2 protein-coding genes are annotated in these 2,839 nt (G+C 66.0%); one reads left to right on the top strand and one right to left on the bottom strand.

Going from position 1 to position 2,839, the window contains the following annotated elements:
* The first annotated feature begins 95 nt into the window (after positions 1 to 95).
* Positions 96 to 1,886, top strand: a complete 1,791-nt coding sequence (locus KDB67_RS05595; RefSeq protein ID WP_291013457.1) for an SDR family oxidoreductase — start codon at positions 96 to 98, stop codon at positions 1,884 to 1,886.
* A 5-nt stretch (positions 1,887 to 1,891) separates the two neighbouring features.
* Here KDB67_RS05595 and KDB67_RS05590 read toward each other — a convergent pair.
* Positions 1,892 to 2,839 (bottom strand): MFS transporter (locus tag KDB67_RS05590; protein WP_291013455.1); only part of this gene is annotated, 948 nt, incomplete at its 5' end.

Below are 2,839 nucleotides of genomic sequence, written 5' to 3'. Positions count from 1 at the left end.
TCAGCCGACTTCCAGTTACCTGTAACCGGTGGTAACGTCCAACTCCGGGTTTGCTGTGAGCAATGCCACTCACGGACCGGAGTCAGGAGAGCCACATGGCGCAATGGCGCAGGCGCGAGGATGTACACAACGGCGCTGTCCGCCTGGCGGTGTTCGAATCACCCTTGCCGGGCACGTCGCCATCGGGTGATGACCCTCGGCCGACCGTCCTACTGGTCCACGGGTGGCCCGACACCCACCACCTGTGGACCCACGTCGCCCCTATGCTGGCCGGTGACTTTCGCGTCATCGCCTACGACTGCCGCGGTTTCGGCGACAGTGACCGGCCCGACGGCGACGACCCGTACCGGCTCAGTGAGATGGCCGACGACCTGTTCGCGGTGATCGACGCCGTCAGCCCCGACAACGCCGTGCACGTCCTCGCCCACGATTGGGGATCGGTACTCACCTGGGAGGCCGTCGGACGGCGCGGCGCCGACAAGTGCATCGCGTCGTTCGTGTCGGTGTCGGGTCCCAGCCTCGATCAACTCGGCGTATGGGCGCGAGCGCGGCTACGTCGGCCGACGCCCCGCAATCTGGCCCGGGCGATGGCGCAGACCGGGTCATCGGCGTACACCGTGTTCTTCCAAATACCCGTCGCTCCCGGACTGTTCTTCAGAGTTACCGGGTCGCAGACTATTTGGCGGGAGTTTCTGCACCGGGCGGAGGGCATGCCGCGGCCGAATGCGGTGTTCAGGCCGACGCTGCGTGAGGACATGATCTCCGGGCTCCGGCTGTACCGCGCCAACATCCGTCCCAAGCTGGCCGCACCCGATCCCCGGCACACGTCGGTCCCGGTGCTCGAGATCGTCAACGAACGCGATATCGCGTTGCGTCCGGCCATCTTCGACGACACCCACCTCTACGCCGAACGGCTGTGGCGGCGCACCAGCCCGACAGGCCATTGGCTGCCCCTTACCCGACCGGACTATCTGGCTGATGTCACCCGCGAATTCATCAGGGCGAGAGCAGGAATCGAATCCGATGGCCGCGATTCGGTCGACCGGTCGCGCATTCTGGGTTCGCCGGGACCGATGGCGGGCAAGTTGGCCGTCGTCACCGGCGCGGGCAGTGGCATCGGCCGCGAAACCGCTTACGCGCTGGCCGAACAGGGCTGTGAACTGATACTCGCCGACATCGATCTCGATGCCGCCGACGAGACGGTCCGTGAATGCAAGCGGTTCGGCGTCACGGCGACCGCGTACCTGCTCGACGTCGCCGACACCGCGGGGTTCGTCGCCTTCGCCGCACAGGTCCGCGAGCGGCACGGAGTGGCCGACATCGTCATCAACAATGCCGGCATCGCCTTGGCCGGTTCAGCTTTGGCGGCAACCGACGAGCAGGTCGACAAGCTCCTGGCGGTAGATCTGCGTGGTGTGATCACCGGCAGCCGCGAATTCGGCAGGCAGATGGTCGAGCGCGGTGTCGGCGGGCACATCGTCAATGTGTCGTCGGCGGCGGCGTTCACCCCATCCCGCGACCTCGGCTTGTATTCGGCCGCCAAGGCCGGGGTGCTGATGTTCTCGGAGTCGCTGCGCGGCGAGCTGACCGAACATCGTATCGGCGTCACCGCGATCTGCCCCGGCATCGTCGACACCAATATCGTCCGCTCCACCCGTATCGCCGGTGTCGACGCCGAAACTGAAGCAGCCCAACGTGATCGGCTCGACAAGCTTTATCGAAAGCGCGGTTTCACACCCGACAGGGTGGCCGCGGATATCGTGAAGGCGATCAATGCGAACAAGGCCGTAGCCCCGGTGACCGCCGAAGCCAAGGTCGGCTACCGCGTCTACCGTTTCGCCCCCTGGATCTCGCGCCTCGGAGCCCGCCGGAAGGTGGCCCGCTGAACGGCTCACCGCAGACCGATTGAGGGGCCCGCGGAAGCATTTTCAGCCACAGCGCTCGTGTCCTGGTCCCGACCCCGCGGGGCGCCGCGGAGCAAACCGACCGCGGCGGCCGCGGCAGCGGCGGTGACGGCCACCGCCACCCACACCGCGCTGTGCAGGCCATCGACAAACACCTGCTGCACAACATCTTCGAGCTTTGCGGACACTGCCTCCGGGGCCCGCCGGGCTACCTCGACACCGGCCATCACCGAATCCTGCGCGGTATGCACCGAACCGGCCGACACCCCGAGACCGGTAAGGCGATCACCGACGGTCGTGGCGTACACGGAGGTGAGCACCGATCCGAGGACCGCGACGCCCAGCGTGCCCCCGAGTTCACGAGTGGTGTCGTTGACGGCCGAACCCGCACCGGCCTGTTCGGGCGAAAGCGCATCCATGATCATCTGCGTGCAGGGGCCGGAGATGAATGCCAAACCCACCGCCATCAGCGTCATCGCCTCTATGATGAGCAGCCAGTAGCTCGAATCGGGCGTCGCCAGTTCAACGAGCGCGAAACCACCGGAGAGGGACAGCGCTCCCGTCACGGCCACGAACCGGGGTCCGAACCGGTGCGACAAGATCATCGCGATCGGCGAGAACACCGCCATCACGATCGCGAAAGGCAGTGTGCGCACACCTGCTTCGAGCGGACCGTAACCTTTGACGGCCTGGAAGTACTGGGTGATCAGAAAAATGAACCCGAATAAGGCGAAGAACGCGACGCTGATCATGGCCGCGGCCGTGGCAAAGTAGCGGTTGGCGAATAGCCGGATGTCGAGGATCGGGTCTGCGATGGACAGCTCGCGACGGGCGAACAGGGCGAGCACCGCGGCGGCGACGACCAGTCCGGCGATGGTCCGGATGTCGGTCCAGCCAAAGTGCGGACCTTCGATCACGGAATAGGTGAGCAACCC

This window comes from Gordonia sp. (in: high G+C Gram-positive bacteria), assembly GCF_020438995.1.
Classification (GTDB): Bacteria; Actinomycetota; Actinomycetes; order Mycobacteriales; family Mycobacteriaceae; genus Gordonia.
Note: the sequence above shows the minus strand (reverse complement) of the source record. Positions and strands in the feature narration are given on the sequence as shown.

Excerpts from the sequence above, each read along its gene's own strand:
- KDB67_RS05595 (WP_291013457.1), top strand. The coding sequence starts at position 96 with ATGGCGCAATGGCGCAGGCGCGAGGATGTACACAACGGCGCTGTCCGC.